Annotated in this window: 20 protein-coding genes; 5 read left to right on the top strand and 15 right to left on the bottom strand. The window is 34.9% G+C overall.

What is annotated here, in order from left to right:
- Positions 1-250: 250 nt before the first annotated feature.
- The 15 genes from hisD to INR75_RS12355 all read right to left on the bottom strand — a co-directional run bounded on the left by hisD (position 251) and on the right by INR75_RS12355 (position 19,911).
- Positions 251-1,534 (bottom strand): histidinol dehydrogenase, encoded by a 1,284-nt coding sequence (gene hisD, locus INR75_RS12425; RefSeq protein WP_223089066.1) that lies wholly within the window; start codon positions 1,532-1,534, stop codon positions 251-253.
- A 145-nt stretch (positions 1,535-1,679) separates the two neighbouring features.
- Complete coding sequence (hisG, locus tag INR75_RS12420) at positions 1,680-2,543, bottom strand: ATP phosphoribosyltransferase (RefSeq protein WP_223089065.1); 864 nt, start codon at positions 2,541-2,543, stop codon at positions 1,680-1,682.
- A gap of 250 nt (positions 2,544-2,793) precedes the next feature.
- Positions 2,794-3,609: a prohibitin family protein gene (locus INR75_RS12415; RefSeq protein WP_092544535.1), complete on the bottom strand. Its 816-nt coding sequence runs from the start codon at positions 3,607-3,609 to the stop codon at positions 2,794-2,796.
- Between the two features lie 12 nt (positions 3,610-3,621).
- Positions 3,622-5,655 (bottom strand): vWA domain-containing protein, encoded by a 2,034-nt coding sequence (locus INR75_RS12410; protein WP_223089064.1) that lies wholly within the window; start codon positions 5,653-5,655, stop codon positions 3,622-3,624.
- An 86-nt stretch (positions 5,656-5,741) separates the two neighbouring features.
- On the bottom strand, positions 5,742-6,488 hold the full coding sequence (gene fabG, locus INR75_RS12405) for a 3-oxoacyl-[acyl-carrier-protein] reductase (RefSeq protein ID WP_092544531.1): 747 nt from the start codon (positions 6,486-6,488) through the stop codon (positions 5,742-5,744).
- A gap of 110 nt (positions 6,489-6,598) precedes the next feature.
- Positions 6,599-9,562, bottom strand: coding sequence for a pitrilysin family protein (locus tag INR75_RS12400; RefSeq protein ID WP_255584530.1), 2,964 nt, complete (start codon positions 9,560-9,562; stop codon positions 6,599-6,601).
- A gap of 102 nt (positions 9,563-9,664) precedes the next feature.
- Positions 9,665-10,537, bottom strand: coding sequence for a succinate--CoA ligase subunit alpha (sucD, locus tag INR75_RS12395; protein WP_223089063.1), 873 nt, complete (start codon positions 10,535-10,537; stop codon positions 9,665-9,667).
- Positions 10,538-11,124: 587 nt separating this feature from the next.
- On the bottom strand, positions 11,125-13,263 hold the full coding sequence (locus INR75_RS12390) for a M56 family metallopeptidase (RefSeq protein WP_223089062.1): 2,139 nt from the start codon (positions 13,261-13,263) through the stop codon (positions 11,125-11,127).
- 6 nt (positions 13,264-13,269) lie between these two features.
- Entirely contained in the window at positions 13,270-13,635 is a 366-nt protein-coding gene (locus INR75_RS12385) for a BlaI/MecI/CopY family transcriptional regulator (RefSeq protein WP_223089061.1), read from the bottom strand.
- 130 nt (positions 13,636-13,765) lie between these two features.
- Positions 13,766-14,698: a UDP-3-O-(3-hydroxymyristoyl)glucosamine N-acyltransferase gene (locus INR75_RS12380; RefSeq protein ID WP_223089060.1), complete on the bottom strand. Its 933-nt coding sequence runs from the start codon at positions 14,696-14,698 to the stop codon at positions 13,766-13,768.
- A gap of 166 nt (positions 14,699-14,864) precedes the next feature.
- Positions 14,865-15,431, bottom strand: a complete 567-nt coding sequence (gene efp, locus INR75_RS12375; protein ID WP_013071792.1) for an elongation factor P — start codon at positions 15,429-15,431, stop codon at positions 14,865-14,867.
- Between the two features lie 12 nt (positions 15,432-15,443).
- Positions 15,444-16,229, bottom strand: coding sequence for an acyl-ACP--UDP-N-acetylglucosamine O-acyltransferase (lpxA, locus tag INR75_RS12370; RefSeq protein ID WP_084842731.1), 786 nt, complete (start codon positions 16,227-16,229; stop codon positions 15,444-15,446).
- A 6-nt stretch (positions 16,230-16,235) separates the two neighbouring features.
- Complete coding sequence (locus tag INR75_RS12365) at positions 16,236-17,636, bottom strand: bifunctional UDP-3-O-[3-hydroxymyristoyl] N-acetylglucosamine deacetylase/3-hydroxyacyl-ACP dehydratase (RefSeq protein ID WP_084842732.1); 1,401 nt, start codon at positions 17,634-17,636, stop codon at positions 16,236-16,238.
- On the bottom strand, positions 17,629-18,657 hold the full coding sequence (gene lpxD, locus INR75_RS12360) for a UDP-3-O-(3-hydroxymyristoyl)glucosamine N-acyltransferase (protein ID WP_223089059.1): 1,029 nt from the start codon (positions 18,655-18,657) through the stop codon (positions 17,629-17,631). The genes INR75_RS12365 and lpxD overlap by 8 nt, the downstream gene beginning before the upstream one ends.
- A gap of 24 nt (positions 18,658-18,681) precedes the next feature.
- Positions 18,682-19,911: an HD domain-containing protein gene (locus INR75_RS12355; RefSeq protein ID WP_223089058.1), complete on the bottom strand. Its 1,230-nt coding sequence runs from the start codon at positions 19,909-19,911 to the stop codon at positions 18,682-18,684.
- Between the two features lie 124 nt (positions 19,912-20,035).
- On the opposite strand from INR75_RS12355, the gene INR75_RS12350 reads away from it, so the two are divergent.
- The 5 genes from INR75_RS12350 (at position 20,036) to INR75_RS12330 (ending at position 24,345) form a co-directional block, all read left to right on the top strand.
- Positions 20,036-21,586, top strand: a complete 1,551-nt coding sequence (locus INR75_RS12350) for a response regulator (protein WP_223089057.1) — start codon at positions 20,036-20,038, stop codon at positions 21,584-21,586.
- 116 nt (positions 21,587-21,702) lie between these two features.
- Positions 21,703-22,107 carry a tRNA (adenosine(37)-N6)-threonylcarbamoyltransferase complex ATPase subunit type 1 TsaE gene (tsaE, locus tag INR75_RS12345; protein WP_092544507.1) on the top strand — a complete coding sequence of 135 codons (405 nt, stop codon included), beginning with the start codon at positions 21,703-21,705 and terminating at the stop codon, positions 22,105-22,107.
- A gap of 301 nt (positions 22,108-22,408) precedes the next feature.
- Positions 22,409-22,558: a hypothetical protein gene (locus tag INR75_RS12340; RefSeq protein ID WP_223089056.1), complete on the top strand. Its 150-nt coding sequence runs from the start codon at positions 22,409-22,411 to the stop codon at positions 22,556-22,558.
- 4 nt (positions 22,559-22,562) lie between these two features.
- A complete protein-coding gene (locus INR75_RS12335) occupies positions 22,563-23,078 on the top strand; it encodes a hypothetical protein (protein WP_255584529.1) in 516 nt (171 codons plus the stop codon).
- A gap of 67 nt (positions 23,079-23,145) precedes the next feature.
- A complete protein-coding gene (locus INR75_RS12330) occupies positions 23,146-24,345 on the top strand; it encodes an alanine dehydrogenase (RefSeq protein WP_223089054.1) in 1,200 nt (399 codons plus the stop codon).
- Positions 24,346-24,365 lie beyond the last annotated feature (20 nt).

Below are 24,365 nucleotides of genomic sequence, written 5' to 3'. Positions count from 1 at the left end.
ACCAGATCTCATCTCCCTCTCTTCTTGGCTAGATGAGATGTTGAAGCAAGTTCATTTAGTCATCCCGGACTTGATCCGGGATCTCAGCATGCTTGGTTTCAACTGGATGAGATGCTGAAACGAGATAAGCATAACCTCAATACCTCATTCAAATTTCAACATTCAGCATTCAAAATAAATCCTGATCACTTTTTCTTCGGTCTATATTCTAACTTCTAACAGTTAAGCGATCTAAAATCTAGTTAACACGTTAACTCAAGTCTTTCAATCGCAAAGTCACTGCATTTTTATGTGCTTGTAAACCTTCGGCTTCTGCCATTAACTCTATTGCTGGGCCGATGCCTTTTATTCCTTCTTCCGAAATTTGCTGAAACGTCATACTTTTCATAAAACTATCCAGGTTTACACCACTATATTGCTTTGCATAACCATTTGTTGGAAGTGTATGATTTGTTCCTGAAGCATAATCCCCTGCACTTTCAGGCGTGTAATTTCCTATAAATACGGAACCGGCATTAATGATCCCTTTAGTGTAAAATTCATTATTTTCAGTAGAAATTATAAAATGCTCTGGGCCATACTCGTTAATCAAATCTAAAGCAACTTCATTATTTTCAACATAGATCAGTTTTGAGTTCTCGATCGCTTTTTCTGCAATGGCTTTTCTTGGAAGCGCTGATAATTGATCTTCAACAGCTACCTCTACTTCATCTAAAAATGATTTTGAGGTCGACACTAAGATCACCTGACTATCACCTCCATGCTCTGCCTGACTCAACAAATCTGAAGCGACATAAGCTGGTTTAGCCGAATCGTCTGCAACTACCAACAATTCTGATGGACCTGCCGGCATATCGATCGAAACATTATGCCGAGTTGCCAACTGTTTCGCTACCGTTACAAATTGATTCCCAGGACCAAAAATTTTATACACTTTGGGAACGGTCTCGGTACCGAAAGTGAGCGCTGCAATCGCCTGAATCCCGCCAATCTTATTGACCTTTGTTACTCCGCATAAATTTGCGGTGTATAAAATAGCTGGATGAACTTTTCCTTCTTTATTTGGCGGCGTACAAAGTACGATTTCTTTACAACCTGCAATTGCCGCCGGTACCGCCAACATCAAAATTGTTGAAAATAGAGGTGCGCTTCCGCCAGGAATATATAATCCGATCTTTTGAATAGGTCTTTTTTCCTGCCAGCATTTTACTCCGCTAGTTGTTTCAACTTCAACTTTCTCGGTTTTCTGGGCTGCATGAAATTTTTCGATATTCTTTTTTGCTAAAAGAATGGCAGATTTTAATTCTTCTGAAATTTCAGCTTCTGCAGCTGCAATTTCTTCTGAAGTTGCCAAGGTGTTTTCAAGCTTAATCCCATCAAACATATCGGTATATTTTGCTACCGCTGCATCTCCTTTAGCTTTTACTTCAGCAAAAATTTGGTTTACCGTGTCTTCAATATCATCTACGGTTTTGGTCGGCCGTTTTAAAACAGCATCCCATTCAGATCTTGAAGGATTATATATTTTGTTCATTTCTTTAAGTTTACAGTTAACTGTTTACGGTTTACAGTTTTGGTTGGTTATAAGCAATTAGCTTTCAGTTTTCAGCTTAATAATTCGAAATAGACCATGAGTCTATATTCTAAACTCTAAAAGCGAAGCGATCTAATATCTAAATTTACAACACCATCTTCTCAATTGGTACTACAAGCAATCCTTCTGCGCCGTGTTGTTTTAACTCGTCGATCACTTCCCAAAAACGCTCTTCGTTAATTACCGTATGAATCGAACTCCATCCTTCTTCTGCCAATGGCAAAACGGTAGGAGAACGCATTCCTGGCAAAAGTCGGATAATATCATCTAGCTTATCGTTTGGTGCGTTTAGCAAGATATATTTTGAAGTACGTGCGTTTAAAACCGATTTCAATCTAAATTGCAGCTGATCTAAAATTTGCTGACGCTCTTCAGAAATCTGTGGTGAAATGGCCAAAATCGCCTCACTCTTCAGCATTACTTCAGCTTCTTTCAAATTGTTTTTGAAAAGCGTGCTTCCACTGGAAACAATATCGCAAATCGCATCGGCCAAACCAATATTTGGTGCAATTTCAACAGAGCCATTAATGATATGAAGATCGGCTGAAATTCCCTTTTCAGCTAAATATTCTTTAACCGTATTTGGATAACTGGTCGCGATTTTCTTTCCTTCAAGATCCTCAATTCCATTATATTTTACAGATTTTGGCACCGCTAGTGAAACTCGGCATTTCGAGAATCCTAATTTCTCTCCTCGAATAATATCCTTTCCTTTTTCTACCAGCACATTCTCCCCAAGAATTGCAACGTCTACCACGCCATCTCTTAAATACTGCGGAATATCACCATTTCTTAAATAAAGAACATCTACCGGAAAATTACGTGCCGAAGCTTTTAACTGCTCTTTTCCATTATCTATCGAAATCCCCGCATCCTTTAAGATTTTAAGGGAATCTTCGTTAAGACGACCCGATTTTTGAATTGCGATCCTTAGTTTTTCTTTTTTCATCACAAAAGCATTTTATTTTTAGTGCTTAGTTTAATTTCAGTTGTCAAATTTGAACAAATAAAAAACCCGTTTGAGTAGCTCAAACGGGTTTCTAAATATGCTTAACATTACCACATATCAAATTTACCTCGCCTGAGCGCAGCAGTAAATATGATGATGGTGATGTAATTGTATCGTTCTCATTATGGAAGCAAATCTAAGTATTAATTTTAAAATTCAAAATCAGAATTTAAAATTTCTAAGATAAATTTTAGTTATTTCCTAAAATCAGTGGTAATCCGTCTTCTCCAGAGCCAATGATTACAGTTTTTGCATTGCCAGATTTAGCCAATTCTAAAGTAGCCTGGATTCCTTTTTCCATTAATACCTTTTCAGTTAAAGACTCACTTAAAATACGGTTTGCACGTGCTTTACCTTCAGCATCGATACGTTGGCGTTCTGCTTCCTGCTCGGCTTTAGTTAAACGATATTCATATTCTAAAGATTCTTGTTCCTGTCTCAATTTACGCTCAATAGCTTCTTTGATCGTAGGAGGAAGTGATACGTCTCTTACCAAAACTTCATTTACCTGAACGTATTGATCTCTTAAAAGAATTTGTGTTTCCTCTAAAATTTCTTCCTGAATCGCTTCACGCTTACTAGAATATAATTGCTCTGGATTATAACGCCCAACCACGGCACGAGTTGCAGATCGTAGTGCAGGTTTTAGTAATCGCTCGATATAAGCTTCACTTTTTTCTTTATGTAATTTTCCTAAATCGTCGTAAGCCGGCTGAAACCAAACCGAAGCATCTAATTTGATCTCCAACCCATTTGAAGATAAAACCGTCATTTTCTCATCTAAAGATTGCTGTCTTACCTCGTAAACAAAAACTTTATTCCAGGGTAACACCCAATGAAAACCTTCGTTTAAAGGTGGCTCATCTATAACTACTCCGTTTCCAAATGTTTTATATAAAACTCCCGCTTCACCAGAGCCAATGGTTATTGTAGATTTCGAAATAAATATGATTAAAACAACCAATCCTATAAAAATTGGTATTGCAATTTTGGGTAATCTTTCCATTAATATTTGATGTTAAATTAAACCTTTATATTTTCTATAAAACCATTCTCCTGCCAACAACCCGACTAAGATAAATAACAAAATATACCATTCGATTATTGGCTGGGATTTGGTGCTTTCTTTTCTTATGATCGAAAAACGATTATCGTTTAAAAGTTCAGATTTTAAATTTTCCAATTGATCGGGGAGGTATACCTGACTTTCATTTTTATCAGCCAGATTTTTTAGTTTCGAAAAATTCGCTGAAGAAAATTGCTCTTCTACATTGAACAAAATTACGGAAAATTTACCGGACTTCTTTATTCCTGAATTTTCTTCGGAAACGGTAAAGTGATATTCCCCGGGTTGAAGATCATTAAAACTAACCTGATAAAAATTATTTCGCAATAAAAATCTTGAATCTAATACTGAATTTAAACTATCATTTTTTAGTTCGATCTGAAGATTTGCATTAGGATCGAATTGATAATTTTCATCGAAAAATTGAGCGTCAAATTTTACAATTTCATTGGAATAATAAAAAGATTCATATTCGATATTTAAGCGCTCCTTTTTCTTTTTTGAAGATAGATTTTGAATCAAGCCGCCAATAAAATTATCGAACTTTTCGAAGCTTTGATTCTCCACAAAAATCTTAGTTCGCCATCTCCAAATATTTTCTCCAAACAAAAACGCAGAACTTCTATCGTTATTTTTAGCAATCAACAGTAAAGGATCTTTGGTGCTAACACCTTCGATATTTTGGTAGAGCAAAGTCTCAAAATCGGTATCAATTTTCAGATCCCCAAACTTATCCTGAAGTGGGGGAAGATCTAAAAACCCGATATCTTCAAACTGAAATTGGTTAAAATTCGCATTCATTTCTGCATAAAAATCCTGCTCAGTATTACTGCCAGTTTTCGATAAAAAAGGCAATGATTTTTGAATTGCACTCCAATTAGTTTTAGTTCCGGTTATGATAAAATAGTTTAAATTAGCCTTGTCTACCAACTCAAACCAATTATTAAAGTTATTATTTGGTTGATAAAATATAACTAACTGATATTCATTTAATTTTACATTATTTTCGCTAGTGTATTTTACCGTAACTTTTCGCTGCTTATTAGTTTCGATAGATTTTTTAAGAGCGCCAAGATCTGGATGCGCAATACTACTTACTATTAAAACCGAAGTTCGCTCGTCGATCACCTCAACTGCAAAGTTATTTTGATTATTGATCGTATTCGTTTCATTTTCTAACGGAAGAATTTCTGCGGAATAAGTTTGTGTTCCCAATTGAGAAGCTGGTAAATTTGCCTCTACTCTAACCGACCTGTTTTCTTCTGAAAAATTTAGATCTTCAGAAAAAACTGTCTTTCCATTAGTCGATATTGTAAATCTTAAAGCGACATTTTTTGAACCCGAATAATTCACAAAAACTTCTACCGGAAATTTATTTTCAAGAAAAGCATATCGATTAACATTCAATTTTGAGATGCTTAGATCTGGAAATTTTGTGGTATCTCCAATGATCACCGGAAAGATCTTTTGGTTTTTTGCAGCACTAAAATATTGAAAATCTCTTCCTAAAGTCTGGTTTCCGTCGGTGACTAAGATCGTTGCATTTTGCTTGTTTTTAAAGCTCGATTTTATAGCATCTAATGCCTTAAAAATATCGGTTTGTTTTGCACTAAAATCGACCGAATCCTGGGTAGAAATTTCAGTCCCAAAACCTATATTTTGAACATTGAAACGTTCATTTATTTCTTCATCCTGATTGAAAAATGAAGCAATTTTAGATAAATTATTTTCCTGATTAAGATGAGAAATCGACTCAGAATTATCTAAAGCGAGTACCAAATCTGGCTTTTCTCTTTCAACAAAAACCGATTTGATCTTTGGATTGATCAATAAAAAAAGAAGCGTAAAAACGCTTAAAGCACGTAAAATAAAAAGGATCAACCGTTCCTTCCCGTTACGTTTAGACTTCACATAATATTGAAAATAAGAAAACCCCAGCGCAACGCATGCAGCCAGGGTTATATATATTATGCTTAGTATCGTCATTAATCGGTTTTGGGTTGTAATTTAAGAGAATATTAAGATTCTACCAACCACAATTGGAAAAACAACGTACGAACTTCTTTAATTGCTTAGGTAAGCATTCCGCCATCCACGTTTAGCACCTGGCCGGTAACATACGCACTAAGATCGCTACCTAAATATACACAGGCATTTGCGATATCTTCTGGCGTACCACCACGTTTTAAAGGAATATTATCCCTCCATCCCTGCACTACTTTTTCGTCTAATTTCTCGGTCATTTCGGTTTCGATAAAACCAGGAGCGATTACATTGGTACGAATATTACGAGAACCAAGCTCTAATGCCATAGACTTACTAAAACCAATGATCCCAGCTTTAGATGCTGCGTAGTTTGCCTGGCCAGCATTTCCTTTTACTCCAACAACAGAACTCATATTAATGATGCTTCCTTTACGTTGTTTAAGCATAGTACGCTGTACCGCTTTGGTCATATTAAATATCGACTTAAGATTTACCTCGATCACGCGATCAAAATCTTCCTCACTCATACGCATTAGCAGGTTATCTTTAGTGATCCCGGCATTATTTACCAGAATATCGATAGCACCAAAGTCTTCAGCTACGTTTTTAATTAATTCCTGAGCCTGCTCGAAATCGGCTGCATTAGACTTATAACCTTTAGCTTTTACTCCGGTTTCAGAAAGCTCATTTTCCAGCTCTTTAGCAGCTTCTTCAGAAGAGTTGTACGTGAATGCAACATTAGCACCATGCTCTGCAAATACTTTTGCTATACCTCTACCAATACCACGGCTTCCACCGGTTACGATAGCATTTTTACCTTCTAATAATTTCATATGTATTATAGTAAGTTAGATTAATCTTCGCCAAAGATAAGAATAAGCATTGTTTAGGTATAAAAAAACCTCCTTTTTCAAGGAGGTCTTTAATTTTCCTTTATTCCGAATTACAATTTTAGATCCTGATTTTCTTTTTTCTCATAATTGAATAAGTAATCGATATCAAGTTCTTTTACCTCTCCTAATTTTTGAAGTGCCTGCATATCTACATCTTTTTTATTACCAATTACCAAGACATTATAATCTTGGCCTTTTATATTGTTATCAAAAAAGCTTTGTAAATCATCGAAACTCATATCCTTAATAGCGTCGTACATTTCTTTACGCATATCGTGATCTATGCCCCGATCTTTTAAACTTTCGTAACTCCAAAAGATGCTTGTTTTTGTTATACGATCTGCTGCTATCTTTTTAAGTGTAGCCTCTTTAGCTGCTTCAAATTGTTCTTTTGCTTCAGGCATATTGGTCATTAATTCCATCATTGCATCTACTGCCTGTGGCATTTTATTGGCTTGTGTACCGATATAGGCCATCGTATAGTTAGGTTTATCCATTTCTGAAGCCATTTGATAGCTCGAGTAAGCTGAATATGCTAAAGACTTGGATTCCCTGATTTCCTGAAATACGATTGATGATAAACCGCTTCCAAAATACGTATTGAATAATTGCGTCGCCGCCATTTCTTCAGCATCAAAATTATCGCCTTTGGCAAGGAAAACCATTTCACTTTGCACCATATCATAATCTACGAAGTAAACATTCCCGCCAGTGTTTTGCTCATTGTAAACTTTGGCTTCTGGATAATCCTTTAGTTCAGACGGTACATTATGCTTTTCGCTTACCGCAGCTACTGCAGCATCCGGATCTTTTCCGTAGTAAAGAACACGTTGCTTATAATTTCTTAAATCTTTAACTTTTTCTACTAATTCAGCCGGATCTAAAGCTTTCAATTCGGCTTCAGTATAAATATTACGCAAACGAGAATCTTCGCCATATTTACCATAATTAAGCAATCCATTAAAAAGAATATTTCCTTTTTGAGTTTTGGCATCATCACGACCTTTCATAATAGATGCTACGTATTTCTCGTAAGTTTCCTGATTAGGTTTTGCGTTTTCCCAAAGATGCTCTAACAATTCTAAGCCTTTAGGTAAATTCTCCTTTAATCCACTAATCCCAACATAAATCTGATCTGAACCTGAACTTACAAAATAATTGATACCGAGTTTGTAAAATTCCTGCTTCAATTCTTCAGGAGTATATTTATCGGTACCCAAATAATCCAAGTATCCGGTAGCTAATGAAATTTCTTTATCGTTATCCTGTCCCATATCAAAAATGAAATACAGGTTAAAAAGATCATTATTTTCATTCAGAATATAAGAAACCTGCAATCCATTTTCTGTCTCTTCTTTTTTGATCGCTTCTTCGTAATCTACGTATTGCGGAGTTAAAGCAGGTGCTTCAGTTTTATTGAATTCGGTTATAAAAGCAGATTGCTTATCACGATTTAACTGAACCGGAGTAATTCCCGGGTTTTCAACTTTAGCGATATTTGGATCTTCACCCAGGCGCTTGTAAACTGCTACATAATTATCTTTATAATGCTCGTTCGCATAATTCACCAGTTCTTCCTTAGTTATATTTTTAAGATCATCTGTAAAATCTATTACTTCCTGCCAATCCTGAAAATGAATAAATGCATCCATGTGTGCATAAGCTACAGAAGATGCATTTTCATATTGGCGAATTTCAGACAACTTTAAATCGTTAATTACCGCTTCGATTAACCAATCGTCAAATTCTCCATTTTTAATTTTTTCTACTTCAGCAAGTAACAAATCCTTCACTTCTTCTAAAGATTGATCTGCCTTTGGCATTCCGTATAATAAATGGAAACCATAATCATTATCGAAATTGGTAAATGAAGAAGCCTGCTGTACCTTTTGCTTTTGGTTTAGATCTAAGTCTATTAAACCCGCCTGTGAATTTGCCAAAATATAATCGATAAGATAAACGATTTTTTGATCTTTACTGCCGACACCATCGGTACGGAAAGCGACATAAACAGATTCTGATGTTGGCCCAAATACCTCTTTTTCAATAGGCGCAGTGATAGGCTGTTCTTCTGGAAATGTTGGATGCGTAACTTCTTTAGACTCGTAGCCGCCAAATGCATCATTCACTTTCTGAATTGTGCTATCAAATTCTAAATCTCCCGAAAGGATCACGGCCATATTATTTGGCACATAATATTTATCGTGATAATTATGAATGGCCACCATCGATGGATTTTTTAAATGCTCAGATTTCCCTAATGTAGTTTGTGTACCATAAGGATGTGTTGGATAAAGACCTTCTAAAACTGCATAATATTGCTTTCTGGAATCACTATCCTGCCCGCGGTTAAACTCTTCGTAAACCGCTTCTAATTCGGTATGAAATAGACGCAGCACTAACTCATTAAACCTTTCGCTTTCTACGGTGAGCCATTTATCTAATTCGTTAGACGGAATTTTATTCACGTAAACCGTTTGTTCATTTGAAGTGAAAGCGTTAGTTCCCTCAGCTCCCAAAGAACTTACCATTTTATCATATTCATTAGCGATAGAATATTTTGAAGCTTCTTGTGAAACCGAATCGATTTGGCGATAAATTGCTTTTTTCTCTTCTGGATCTGTAGTGGCTTTATGTTTTTCGTAAAGATCTGAAATGGAATCTAAAAGTACTTTTTCTGTTTCCCAATCCTGAGTGCCTATTTTGCTGGTTCCCTTAAAAACCATATGTTCTAAATAGTGCGCAAGACCTGTATTATCTGCAGGATCGTAAGTAGAGCCGGCACGAACCGCAATTAAGGTTTGAATCTTCGGTTCTTCATTATTTCGGCTTAAATAAACCTTTAAACCATTATCCAATGTATACAAGCGTAAACCGGTGGGATCATCCTCAAAAGTTTCGTAAGAAAATCCGTTAGCATCGGTGTGAGTTTTTTCATTTTCTCCCTGATCTTTTTTACAGGAGGCAACCGTCAAGAAAAGGATTGCCATGAGAGGTAGATAGTAATTCCTCATAGTTAAAGTTTTGATTGATAAATATGTATAAAAATAAAAAAGTCCGTAAGCATATAACGCTTACGGACTAAAATTATTTAAAATTATCTTAAATTTTAACTTTTACCCAAGAACCTCGGCAACTTTTTTACCAATCTCGGCAGGAGAATCTACAACATGAACTCCGTTTTCTTTCAAGATCGCTTTCTTAGCTTGTGCAGTATCTTCGCTACCACCTACAATAGCACCAGCATGCCCCATTGTTCTACCAGCAGGAGCAGTTTCTCCAGCGATAAATCCAATAACAGGCTTTTTGTTACCGTTTTCTTTGATCCATTTAGCAGCATCAGCTTCTAACTGTCCACCAATCTCACCGATCATAACGATAGCTTTAGTCTCATCATCATTCATTAAAAGCTCTACAGCTTCCTTAGTAGTCGTTCCAATAATAGGGTCTCCACCAATTCCAATTGCTGTAGTGATTCCTAGCCCTTCTTTTACAACCTGATCTGCAGCTTCGTAAGTTAAAGTTCCAGATTTAGAAACGATACCTACAGTTCCTTTTTTGAAAACAAAACCTGGCATAATTCCAACTTTAGCTTCACCCGGAGTGATAACACCAGGACAGTTAGGACCAATTAAACGACAATCTTTACCTTTAATGTAATCTGAAGCCTTAACCATATCTGAAACTGGAATACCCTCGGTAATAGTAATGATTACTTTAATCCCGGCATCTGCAGCTTCCATAATTGCATCTGCAGCAAATGCTGGCGGAACAAAGATGATCGTAACATCTGCTCCTGTTTCTTTTACAGCATCTGAAACTGTATTAAACACCGGTCTATCCAAATGAGTTTGACCACCTTTACCCGGAGTCACACCTCCAACTACGTTGGAACCATATTCTATCATTTGCTCTGCATGAAAAGTACCTTCACTACCGGTAAATCCCTGCACTATTATTTTTGAATCTTTATTTACTAAAACGCTCATAAGTATTTTTTGTAATTACGTACACAAAAATATGTTTTTAAAGATAAAACATAAAGCTTTTTTGATATTTATTCAGTGATTTACAAATAACTGTATAAAGAGACAAGACCGTAGATTCTATACTTTTAAAGTTTAAAAGTTAGAAGCCTCTTTTCCTTTTTATAAGATCATTAAGGATGCGATAGATCCGTTTTTCTTTTTTGATATCCTGAAAGTAAGTAGCTTTAATTTGAATAAAAATCATAATCAGCAGTATTGCTATAACTACTTCTAAAGCGATCATAATTAAAAGAATACGGTCCATTTCTTAAGGCATATTATCAATATCAAATTTATGTTAATATAAACCTAAAAAAAGGATAAACAAAAGTTAATAAAATAGTTTTAACAGATTATCCTTAACTAATCGGTTTAGCCTTAAGAATTCAATATTTCATAGAGGAATTATTTAGAAAAATTGAAAATTATTTAAAAATATTAAATACACATTTATTTAATTCTAACAAAACCTAGGATTTTGTTTAACCAAAAAAGAAAGATGACTTAACAAAATCACCTTTCTTTATTAAAATCTGAAAATATCTGAATTATTTATTTTCCCTACTCAGTGGTGGCGGTGGCATACGATCAACTTCCTTCTCAGCCCCTTTTTTTTGCAAAAGAATATAGATCGTAAACATTTTGTTGTACTCTTTCAAAATATTATCCTGTTCCTTTTTTTCTAATTTCAAGTATGACATGGGGTATCCTTCTGGCAAAAGTGACTTCACTTTTTTTAGCTGAACATGATAATCTTTAATTAATTCCTTAACCGATTTTTCCTGATCTTGATGATTAACCTCCATCTCTAGTTCTTCTTCAACTACCTCGATAACTTCTTTTTCGTTAGATATAGAAGCCTCATCTTCTACAACTTCAATCACTTCAATAATTTCAGGATGTTTTGGCGGAGCTGGAGGATTTGGAACGTCGTCTACAACTTCTATTATTTCTGGTTTTGGTGGTGTAGGCACATCTTCTATTACCTCGATAACTTCAGGAGCTTTTGGACTTGGCGGGGATTGTGGTTTATCTTCAATAATCTCTATTGTTTCGACTTTTTCGATCACCTCAGGAACTTCTTCCGTAGAAAGTTTTAAAATTAAGCGCTCGTTAGTAGGTAACTTTCCATCTTTGACGATCCAATAGGCCTTAAAATCCTGCGGAGAAAAATCTCTTATTTTCTTTTTTGACACTTCTTTACCGTCAATAAAAACATGCCCATAAATCTTCAAATTTTGATCTGATAATAATGACTTTGAAGGCGGCGTTTTAGAATATTGCGAATACACCGTATTTAGATATATTTTAGTCCCCGTCTCATCAATCTGCTTAGAATAGAGACTTATCGTATTTAAATCGATAGCATCAAGCTTTTCTTTTGAAATTGGACTATCATCAAAATAAAATGAATATCCTTTATTTTTCCATTCCTTAATTTGTTGTTTAGTAGGACTATCTGTGGTGATGTATGAAGTTCCGCTTCTTCCCGCAATTTGCATTGGTGGCGCTGGTGGAGCTGGAACTCCTGAAGGAAACAAAGAAGTATTTCTTGAATTCTTCTTCATCACCTGGTAATAATGAGTTTTAAGATACTCTGTCCCTACTTTCTTTTTAAAATCTTCAGGAACGTTTTTTAGATCTAAGCGCACATTATTTTTCAGTAAATCTTTATCTCGATATTGAGATGTGATTTTATCTAATTTCGAGGCAAATTCTTTTAGCGCCACCTGCTCTCCGTTTAGTTCGATCTTTTCACCGTGAATTTTAAGCGTAAAAGCGTTTAAAGCTTCAGTAACAATAGGCGATTCCTGCTGTATGGTTTCAGCAACAATATCATTATTGAAAAAATAAATACAACAACATAGAACAGGCACTAAAAATCCAAGTTTTAAACCTACTCTCTTTTTTGAAAATGAATTTGAAATCATAACGATTCGTTTTTTGATTAATGAATGTTTAAATGAACTCGTCATAGTGGACTGATGTTTTCCAAACGAGCTGTTTAGTAATAATGTTGAATATGATAATGCACTAATATTTTGATTTAAAACGGCTTCATCTGCCAGAAATTCGTGATTTAAGCGTATTGATTTTTTGATGAAAATAAATAGCGGATTAAACCAAAAAATGATCTGTAAAATCTCCAAAATCAATAAATCCAGCATATGTTTTTGACGTACGTGCGCTTCTTCGTGTTTTAAAATTTCCTGCGGAATGCTTTTCGATTTAAAAGCTTCTTTTTCTACAAAAATATACCTGAAATATGAATACGGAATTTGTTGAAATGGCAGTAAAATCTTTGTGCTTTGTGGTTCTTTTACTTTTTCGTATTGCTGAATAAGCCATTTTAAATGCTGAAGATTTTTTAAAAATCGTATCAAAAAAACTACAAAACCAATACTATAAATAGTCCATAATATGGCCGGAAGATGATCTTTCCAGGAAGTTACTTTTACTTCTTCGACATTAGTGATGGTTTCTGGCAATAAAATTCCTGTTTGCTGGATGGCCTGCGCTTCTACCTTATAAGTTATGGTAATTAGCGGAATAATTACAGAGGCTACCAGCGCAAACAATAAGTAAAATCGCTTAAACCCATGATTTTTTTCGTTTTCTAAGAATAATCTATAAAACGAATATAGAACCAAAAGACAACCGGTAAATTTTAGAATATAAAAAGGCATAGGCTATTATTGATTTTTGATTCTTTCGTCTATAATTTTTCTGAGTTCTTTTAACTCATCTTCAGATAGATCTGTTTCTTCAGTAAAGAAAGAAGCAAACTGCGCAGCCGAATTATTAAAGAAATTCTTTATTAGTCCGTTCATTTGCTTCGAAAAATAATCTGTCTTTTTCACCAAAGGAAAATACTCTCTGGAACGCCCATATTGCACAAAATCTACAAAGTTTTTATCACGCATTCTTTTTAATAAAGTTGCTACGGTAGTACTTGCCGGTTTTGGGTCTGGATAAGCATCAATTAAATCTTTCATAAAAGCTCTTTTCTGCTTCCATAATATTTGCATTAATTCTTCTTCGGCGTTTGAAAGTTTCATTTCTCTACAATATTAGAATTACCTCTACAAATGTAGAATTATATTTTAATTCTACAAACATAGAACTAATATTTAACAAAAAACCGCCATAATTTTATGACGGTTTTGATTTGAATGAAATTATAGCTTATTATTTCTTTTTAAAAGACTGTATAAATTCTGGCAACTGCTTAATGTAAGCTTGCTCTTTTAGAAAAGAGCGCACCTCTCTTGCAGGTGTTCCCCAATAAACATTCTGGTTTAAAGTCTTCGTAACACCCGTTTGTGCCATTAGCACCGTTCCTTTTTTGACTACTAGATCACTAACAATACCAACCTGTCCCCAAATGGTAACTTCATCTTCAATAACCACACAACCGGCAATACCAACCTGAGAAGCGATAAGACATTTTTTGCCAATTACCGTATCGTGCCCAATTTGGATAAGGTTATCTAATTTAGCGCCTTCTTTTATTGTTGTATCCCCGCTAACACCACGATCGATAGTACAATTACAACCAATTTCAACGTTATTTTCTATCACCACGCGCCCGCTGGAAAGTAAACGATCAAAACCTTCTGGCCTGTTTTTGTAGTAAAATGCATCGCCACCAATTACGGTTCCCGACTGGATAACTACATCATCTCCAATCACAGTATGATCATTAATGGTTACATTTGCGCCAATTATACAGTTTTCCCCAATACTTACATGATTTCCAATAAAAGCAGTAGGTTGAACATAACTTCCTTTTCCTATTACTGCGGAATCTGAAATTGATTTTTCGGCTTTTAGAAATGGCTTAAAGTATTTTGCAAGCTTATTAAAATCTCTAAAAGGATCGTCTGAAATTAAAAGTGCTTTACCTTCAGGACATTCAACTTGTTTATTAATTAAAATAATTGTTGCTGCAGATTTTAATGCTTTATCATAATATTTTGGATGGTCTACAAATACAACATCTCCCGGTGTAACTACATGAATTTCATTAATCCCTTCAACCGGAAAATTTTTATCTCCTACAAAATCGCAGGAAATAATTGTGGCAATTTGTTCTAATGTATGAGTTTGTGGAAATTTCATTTTAAAAATATCTATGTAAACTACCCCGGGACAAGCCTTGGAGGTATTCGTTGGAAACAAATTTTTAATTTCAAGGCAAGCCTTGGGGTATTATACCCTTTGGCGGTGCCAATAAAAAAAGGAAAGATAAATTTACCTTTCCTTTTTCAATTATTCACTATAAATCTTATTCTTTAATTCGTTCTTTATAGGTACCTTTTTCGGTCTCTATTCGAATTTTATCCCCCTCGTTAATAAAAAGTGGCACATTTACCTCAGCTCCTGTTTCTACTGTTGCAGGCTTTGTAGCATTAGTAGCAGTATTTCCCTTTACACCAGGCTCTGTATGTGTTACTTCTAATACCACACTTGCAGGCATCTCTGTAGAAAGTGGCATATTATCTTCAGTATTAATAATTACGGTAAGTACTTCTCCTTCTTTTAATAATTGAGGCATATCTAATGCACTCTCTAAAAGACGAATCTGGGTGTAATCTTCTACATGCATAAAGTGATAAAACTCACCATCCTGATACAAAAACTGGTATTTATGAGTTTCTACACGAACATCTTCGATTTTATGCCCTGCTGAAAAGGTATTATCGATTACTTTACCTGTAGTAACACTTTTAAGTTTTGTTCTAACAAAAGCAGGACCTTTTCCTGGTTTTACATGAAGAAATTCAATAATCTTAAAAATATCGTGGTTGTATCTTATACAAAGTCCGTTTCTAATATCACTTGTATTTGCCATTCCTTTAATTATTTAGTTTGAACTGAAGTATCCCTTCATGATACCTCGCTGAGAGTTTTTAATAAATTCTAATATTTCGTCACGCTCTGCTGTTGCCTGCATTTCTGCTTCAATAATCGCAACCGCCTGAGAGTTATTTAAATTTTTCTGATATAAAATTCTGTAGATATCCTGAATCTCCCTGATCTTTTCAGTAGTAAAACCTCTACGTCTTAGACCAATAGAATTAATACCTACATAAGATAATGGCTCACGCCCAGCTTTTACAAATGGCGGTACATCTTTTCTAACCAAAGATCCTCCGGTCACAAAAGCATGCTTACCAATACTACAAAACTGTTGTATGGCTGCCATCCCTGCTAAAACTACATGATCACCAACATTAATATGTCCTGCAAGCGTACTGTTATTTGAAAAAATACAGTTATCCCCTACAATGCAATCATGGGCGATATGGCAATACGCCATAATCCAGCAATTTTGACCAATCACTGTTTTCATACGATCTGTAGTTCCTCTATTAATGGTTACACACTCTCTAATGGTTGTGTTATCACCAATAATGGTTACTGTATCCTCATCATCAAATTTTTTATCCTGCGGAATAGCAGAAATTACCGCACCGGGAAAAATACTACAATTTTTACCAATACGTGCACCTTCCATAATGGTAACGTTTGAACCTATCCAGGTTCCCTCACCAATCACCACATTATTATGAATCGTTGCAAACGGCTCGATCACTACATTCTTTGCGATTTTCGCTCCTGGATGCACATATGCTAAAGGTTGATTCATTCTTCTTTATTTTGATTTTACAATTTGTGCCATAAGCACCGCTTCTGTCGCCAATTTTCCATTTGCATAAGCATAGGCCTGCATTTGGCAAATTCCTCTTCGTATTGGCGCCAAAAGTTCTAATTTAAAAATTAAAGTATCTCCTGGTACTACCTGTTGCTTAAACCTTACATTATCTATTTTCATAAAAAACGTAAGATAATTTTCTGGGTCTGGTACAGATTTTAAGGCTAAGATCCCGCCGGTTTGGGCCATTGCCTCAACCTGCAATACTCCTGGCATCACTGGTTTTCCTGGAAAGTGTCCTACAAAGAATGGCTCATTCATTGTTACATTCTTTACACCTACCACAGTAGAATCTGTAAGCTCATAAATCTTATCTACTAATAAGAACGGAGAACGATGCGGAAGCGTATCCATAATATCGTTAACATCCATGATTGGTTTGGCACTAAGATCTATTTTAGGAACTTTATTACGCTTTTCTTCCTTTATAAATTTAGACAGCTTTTTTGCAAACTGAGTATTAACGTAGTGTCCTGGTTTTGTAGCGATTACTTTACCACGAATTCTTGTTCCTACCAAGGCAAGATCTCCTAAAACATCTAACAATTTATGTCTTGCCGCCTCATTAGGATAATGCAAGGTAAGATTATCTAAAATTCCGTTTGGTTTTACAGAAATTTCTTCCCTGTTAAAAGCTACTCTTAACTTTTTTAAAGTCTCTTCACCAATTTCTTTATCTACATAAACAATTGCATTGTTTAGATCACCACCTTTTATAAGTCCGTGTTCTAAAAGTGCTTCAATTTCGTGAAGAAAACTAAAGGTTCGGGAATTTGCAATATTGTCTTTAAATTCTGAAACGTGTTCTATAGAAGCGTTTTGTGTTCCTAAAACTTTTGTTCCAAAATCGACCATTGTGGTCACTTTATAGGTATCTGCAGGCATTACGACGATCTCGCTACCAGATTCTTCATCGCGGTAACAAATCACTTCGTTAATTACATATTCTTCCTTTTCAGCTTCCTGTTCTTTAATTCCTGCTTCTTCTAAGGCCTGCACAAAATATTTAGAAGAACCATCCATAATTGGAGGTTCTGAGGCATTAAGTTCTATAATAACATTATCGATCTCTAAACCAACACAGGCAGCAAGTACATGCTCTGAAGTTTGAATCTTAACACCATTCTTCTCTAAGTTGGTCCCTCTTTTAGTATCGGTTACATAACTTACATCAGCCTCGATAATTGGCTCTCCTTCAAGATCTACACGTTTAAAAACATAACCGGTATTTTCGGGAGCCGGTTTAAAGGTAAGTTTTACTTGTTTCCCAGTATGAAGCCCTACACCTTCTAAGGAAACTTCATTCTGAATAGTTTGCTGCTTCAATACTTTTTCAGCCATTCTTATTTACTTTTTTATCTAACTGATGCAATAGATCAACAGTTTTTGGTAAGTTTTTAAAATGAATAAAGGATTTATTATAATCTGAATATCCTATTGCTGGTGACCCCTGTAAAACTTCATCGTCTTTTACATTTCGGCCAATACCACTTTGTGCCTGGATCTTTACACGATCACCAATAGTGATGTGACCAACAATTCCAACCTGCCCACCAATGATACAGTTCTTTCCAATTTTTGTAGAGCCTGCAACACCTGTTTGCGCTGCAATAACGGTATTTTCACCTATTTCTACATTATGAGCGATCTGGATATGATTATCTAATTTCACACCTTTTCTTATGATCGTAGATCCTAATGTTGCTCTATCGATCGTTGTACCCGCACCAATATCTACGTTATCTTCAATAATAACATTTCCTATTTGTGGCACTTTAGAATATTCTCCTTTTTCATTAGGACTAAATCCAAATCCATCTGCACCTATAATTGAACCACCATGTAACGTTACATTCTCACCTATAACAGTTTCAGAATATACTTTAACTCCTGCGAAAAGAGTCGAATTATCGCCAATAACGGTATTATCACCTACATAAGCATAGGGATAAATTTTTACGTTCTTTCCTATTTTTACGTTCTCTCCTAAATAGGTAAATGCGCCAAGATAAATATCTTCGCCATATTTCGCAGAATCTGAAATATAACTTGGTTGCTCTATTCCGCTTTTACGAAGTTTTACCTGGTTATAATATTCTAATAAAGTAGAAAAGGCCTTATAGGCATCTTTTACTTTGATTAATGTTGTGCTTACAGGTTGCTCTGCTTCAAAACTACCATTTACGATGGTAACGGAAGCCTGGGTACTATATATATATGATGTATATTTTGGATTGCTTAAAAAGGTAAGCGATCCTTCTTTTCCTTCTTCGATCTTAGCCAATTCTGAAACCTCTGCATCGGGATTCCCTTCGATGGTCCCCTCGAGAATTTCGGCTATTTGTGATGCTTTAAATTTCATTCTGGCAAAAGTAAAAAAAATGAGTTAATGTTTAGACTTGGGGTAACATATATAATATTTCGTCACTGTTTTGGACAATGCTTTTAGATTTAGTTGGTCTGAAACCTTTATAACATCGTTTATCTTCCCGTTTTTATGAAGAATATTGATATTATTTTTCTCTCGAGTATAGGCTAAATTTGAAATCTCTCCGGTAAAAACAAAATAGGAAGCCTCCTTTTCTGAGAGGTTATACTTTTCTTTCAAATTATTTAAATGCTTTTCGATCTTGGCAGTAGCAGGTCGCTTTTTCTTGATCTTCACTTTTAATAGATCGCGATTAATCACCATCTTACATAAACTACTTAATACAAAATCATCATGATTCACCCATTCCTTCATAGCCAAAACAATATCGTAATCATCTAAACAGGAAAAGATCTTCAGTGTTTCTGTATCAAAACTATCTTCGGTGACCTTATTATTTAGGAAATAGCTTAATGCTGTACTTGCGTTAAGATTAGAACCTTCAGCAATTAATTCTTTAGCTCTTTTTAAGACCCGAATTAAAAGCTGCTCGGCAACCATACTGGTCTTATGTAAATACACCTGCCAGTACATTAACCTTCTGGCTACTAAGAACTTTTCTACAGAATAAATCGCTTTTTCTTCGATCACTAATTCATTATTTACAACATTCAGCATTGTAATTAATCGATCGCTATTTACGTTTCCCTCTGTAGTCCCTGTATAAAAACTATCTCTTTTTAAATAATCCAGCCTATCCATGTCTAACTGACTTGTGATTAGTTGATGCATGAACTTTCGTGGATATTTGCCGGTAAAGATATCGATAGCGAGCGTTAAACTTTGGTTAAAAACAGTATTCAATTCCTTCATAAAAAGGAGTGAAATCGACTCGTGATCTACCCCTTCCACGATGCTATGCTCCATGGCATGCGAGAAAGGCCCGTGCCCAATATCGTGCAATAAAATAGCAATTTGTAAAGCTTCTTCTTCATCTTCACTAATCTCAACTCCCTTATAACGAAGTACTCGCACGGCCTTCTGCATTAGATGCACACAACCAATAGCATGATGAAATCTGGTATGATGAGCGCCAGGATATACCAAATATGATAATCCCATTTGTGAAATTCTTCGTAATCTTTGGAAGAACGGATGCTCGATGATGTTAAAGATACGCTGATTAGGTATGGTAATAAATCCGTAAATTGGATCGTTTAAAATCTTGAGTTTGTTTTGTGAAGCCAAGCTTTATTAAATTAATGATAGAACAAATGTAAACATTGATCTTCTTTTGAATCATTTTATAACCAAAAGAATCAATATTTATTAAAAATATAAATTTTTAACCGGCTTATAAATTTAACCGAACATGAATACGATCAAAATATTATGGGTAGATGACGAAATCGACCTTTTAAAACCTCATATTTTATTTCTTGAATCTAAAAACTACGAGGTCTCTACCTGCCAAAGTGGTACAGAGGCTATCGATAAAATAGATGAAGAACGATTCGATATTGTTTTTTTAGATGAAAACATGCCAGGATTAACTGGCCTTGAAACCCTTTCTGAAATTAAAGAGAAACAAGCCAATATTCCTATCGTGATGATCACGAAAAGTGAAGAGGAATATATTATGGAAGAAGCCATAGGTTCAAAAATTGCCGATTACCTAATAAAACCGGTAAATCCTAACCAAATTCTACTTTCAATAAAAAAGAATTTAGATCATTCCAGACTAATTTCAGAAAAGACGACATCAAACTATCAGCAGGAATTCAGAAAAATAGCGATGGATCTGATGAACGTTAATACTTATGAAGATTGGACAGAAATGTACCAGCGACTTATTTATTGGGAACTTCAGCTAGAAAATATCGAAGATAGCAGCATGTTCGAAATACTAGAAACCCAAAAGCAGGAAGCAAACACCCAATTTTGTAAGTTTATCGATAAGAATTATCCTGAATGGTTCTTAGATGGGGAAGATGCACCTACGATGTCCCATACATTATTCAAAAGAAAAATTCTTCCTGAAATTAGCAAAGATCAGCCTACACTATTAGTAGTAGTTGATAATCTACGATTCGACCAATGGAAAGCTTTTGAGCCTATCGTTTCCAATTATTATAAAAAAGAAAAAGAACAACCTTATTGTAGTATTTTACCAACTGCAACGCAATACGCTCGTAATGCTATTTTCTCTGGATTAATGCCTAGTGAAATGGAAAAATTGTATCCACAATATTGGAAAAACGATACCGATGAAGGAGGAAAAAATAATTTTGAAGCCGAATTTTTAGCTGAACAATTAAAAAGGCTTGGAAAAGATATTAAGCACGAGTATCATAAAATAAGTAATCTTAAAGCCGGAAGAAAACTTGTCGATAACTTCAAAACTCAAAAGAATAACGACCTAACTGTGGTAGTTTACAACTTTGTAGATATGCTATCGCACTCCAAAACAGAAATGGAAGTTATCAAAGAATTGGCTTCTAATGATAAATCTTATCGATCTCTAACGGAGAGTTGGTTTAAGAACTCTCCACTATTAGAAATCATTCAGCAAGCCCAGCAATTAGGCTTTAAATTAATTATCACTACAGATCACGGTACGATTAACGTGAAGAATCCTAGTAAAGTAATAGGCGACAAAAACACCAGTTTAAACCTAAGGTACAAAACAGGTAAAAGTTTAACCTATGAGAAAAAGGATGTTTTGGCGGCTACAAAACCTAAATCCTTACATCTTCCTACCATAAATATGAGTAGTTCCTTCATATTCGCTAAAAGTGATTTATTTTTCGCTTATCCTAATAACTACAATCATTATGTAAGTTATTATCGTAACACCTATCAACATGGCGGGGTGTCCTTAGAAGAGATGATCATTCCGTTTAGCGTTCTTTCGCCTAAATAGGGAAAATTCCGAAAGAATTTTCTTTCACGTCAATTCTTACAAGCCTTTGAAATTAAACCTGATAGTCTTATCAGGTTTTTTTTTGATATATTTGTATACTAAATTTTTTGTTAATCATGGAGTTTGAATACCGTTTATCGAATATCGATGAGGCTATTGAATTCATTTTGAGGCATGCCAAAAGCAAAACAATTCTTTTCTACGGAGAAATGGGTGCTGGCAAAACTACCCTAATCAAGAATCTTGTAAAAAAATTGAATATTGAAGATCGTGTAGCAAGTCCTACATTTTCATTGGTGAATGAATACAGATCTGAAAACGAACAAATATTTCATTTTGATTTCTATAGAATTGAAGATGAAAATGAGGCTTATGATATAGGATTTGAAGATTATCTAGATCAAAATGGCTGGAAATTTATAGAATGGCCACAAAAAATCCAGAATTTAATCCCTACGGATCATCAAAAATTGGAATTAGAGAAAAAAGATTTCGAAACGAGAGTGTTAAAATTAAGTTAAAGAAATGTGAATATAGTTATATTTGAAACAATTATTATGGGCATTCTGGACATAAATTTTTATAGATTTGCTTATAATAAAATCTATATATAGCCCAAAGAGTTAAATTTTTTAAGCATAACAGTTAAAAAATTATAGAATAATAAAAAAAACACGAAAAAACATAGATTCTCCTAAGCGAGCGCAAAAGTACAATTAATGTAATTACTAATCGTAGGTTATCTCGTAGTACGTTTGTATCAGAAAACAAAACGAAATACGATTTAAAAATTTTAATAAGAACAAAACAAAACCTACTATTATGAAATTAAAAGCATTATTATTCGGAGCAGCTATTTTTGGAGCATCTTTTTTCGTAATTTCAACAACTTCAGATAACGACACTAATAAAGATGCGATTAAAAAACAAGCCGTACAAAGATCAAAAATCAAAGTACCTGCTGCTGGGTAGTATAATGGCTTTATTTATAGCCTTTTCACCATATTTATTTTACTTATATGAAATTTTCCCAAACGGACCTGTTTGGGAAAATTCGTTATTTACATACGAAAGTAAATATTATGAAGATGTGTTAACCGCAGCATGGACTTACTTAGGTAAAATTGTTCCACTATTATTGCTTTCTATCTGGTTTTTCACCTGTAAACATTGGTGGTATCACGTTATTTTAGTGCCGATCTGTATGTATAGTTTTCAACTGTTTGTAGCATTCTATCAAGATGTATACGTGAGAACAGATTTTATGGACACTAACCAGTTAATTTATTTAGCGCCTTTTTTCATATTAATTATATCCGTAGTATATCTCATTAGGATTAAAGTTTTCGATAAGATTTATGGCATAGATCTTAGTGAGATCGAAGAAACAAATATTTCCGTTTTTTCATCAATTCCTGAAAAAGATCAGGCGGAATTTGACAAAATAAAAAATTCTTCTAATACCGACGAAGATTATTACGCTAAACTTTAGAAAATCTCTTCTTGCCTTTTCAAAAATAATTGTAATTTAACTTTTCTAATCAGCTGAAAAGATAATTATGACCAAACAGGTTTCTCCTTTTACTAAAGAAGAGCTTATTCCGCAGGAAGAAAAACTTGAAATTTTTAAAAACAAAGGAGAGCTTTTTATAGGTATTCCTAAAGAAACCTCATATCAGGAAAAGCGAATTTGCTTAAGTCCAGATGCTGTTGGAGCTATAACTGCGCATGGTCACCGCGTAATGATAGAATCTGGTGCCGGGAATTATGCTAATTTCAGCGATAAAGATTATTCAGATGCTGGTGCAGAAGTCACCAAAGACACGCAAAAGGTATTTTCCTGTCCTACAATTTTAAAGGTTGAGCCGCCATCCATCTCTGAATTGGAGATGATGAACCCACAAACTATATTAATCTCTGCGCTTCAAATAAAAACACAGAGTAAAGCTTATTTTCAAAAACTGGCTTCTAAAAGAATTACTGCTCTTGGTTTTGAATTTATTAAAGACGACGATGGCAGTTATCCAATAGTTAGGGCTTTAAGCGAAATTACCGGTACGGCTTCTGTGCTTATTGCTTCAGAAATTATGAGTAATAATGGTGATGGAAACGGACTATTATTTGGTAATATAAGTGGCGTTCCACCGGTAGAAGTTGTTATTCTTGGTGCTGGAACAGTTGGCCAATTTGCTGCAAGATCTGCTATTGGGCTTGGCGCTAATATCAAAGTTTTTGATAGCTCGATCACCAAGCTAAGAAACCTTCAATCGGCTTTGGGACAAACTTTTTACACCAGTACTATTCAGCCCAAAAATTTGTCAAAAGCCCTTAAGCGATGTGATGTGCTTATTGGTGCGGTGCGTGGGAACAACCGTTCGCCGGTTTTAGTAACCGAAGAAATGGTGGCTTCAATGAAACGTGGCGCAGTAGCAATCGATGTTAGTATTGATGTTGGTGGATGTATTGAAACCAGCGAAATAACGAGCCATGAAAAACCAATATTTACCAAACATGATGTAATTCATTATTGTGTTCCAAATATTCCTTCACGATATGCAAGATCGAGTTCGTTATCCTTAAGTAACATTTTCACTCCTTATTTATTGCATATTGGTGAAGAAGGCGGATTAGAAAACACGCTTCGTTTTGACCGCGGATTGCGAAATGGTTTGTATTTTTACCACGGAGTTTTAACCAACAAATCTATTGCAGACTGGTTCGATCTTACTTATCGAGATATTAATCTCTTGATTTTCTGATCTCCAGAATCGATTTTAGC

The sequence above is a fragment of the Zunongwangia sp. SCSIO 43204 genome (assembly GCF_019904275.1).
Classification (GTDB): domain Bacteria; phylum Bacteroidota; class Bacteroidia; order Flavobacteriales; family Flavobacteriaceae; genus Zunongwangia; species Zunongwangia mangrovi.
The sequence above is the reverse complement of the archived record's forward strand: the minus strand, read 5'-3'. Positions and strand labels throughout refer to the sequence as shown.